Here is a 477-nt window from a genome sequence, read left to right as displayed (position 1 = left end):
GCTGTAGGCGAACCGGGCAAACTCGCCGTTGCCGACTGGAGCAACAACGCCGAGATATACAGGCTCCTCGTGAGCTCGGCCATGGACGACTGGACGTCCTCCGGCTACCGCAACGAGGTCGATGAGGTCAACGCGTACATCAGTCAGACGACCGAAAAGTCGATGCTGCTCTGGAAGCAGAACCTTGAGCGGTACTACAACGAGGCGATCGTCAATGCTCTCGGGCCCGGGCAACGATTCGCCTACACGACCGTTGTCCCCGGTAACTTCGCGACGTCACCCGGCTGGCCCAACTATCACATGTACCACCAGATGGTGGACTCGTCGACGGCTTCGTCGCAGACGAACTGGTCTGCCGGTGCCGGTCTCGGATGGGGACTGTGGAGCGCCAGTGGTGGTGTGACGAGTTCCTCGTCCAACTACTCGCAGGACTTCCATGTCGACGACTTCTCCCTGTCGTTCTCCATGACGCAGGTC

The 477-nt window shown here is 60.4% G+C and carries 1 protein-coding gene; it reads left to right on the top strand.

All coding sequences use genetic code 11. The features are described from left to right. Window positions 1–69: 69 nt before the first annotated feature. Window positions 70–477 (top strand): hypothetical protein (locus tag OQ02_RS45370; RefSeq protein ID WP_231500450.1); only part of this gene is annotated, 408 nt, incomplete at its 3' end.

Origin of the sequence: Saccharothrix sp. NRRL B-16314, assembly GCF_000716595.1 — a bacterium.
Taxonomy (GTDB): domain Bacteria; phylum Actinomycetota; class Actinomycetes; order Mycobacteriales; family Pseudonocardiaceae; genus Actinosynnema.
This window is presented reverse-complemented; position numbering and strand designations above follow the sequence as displayed.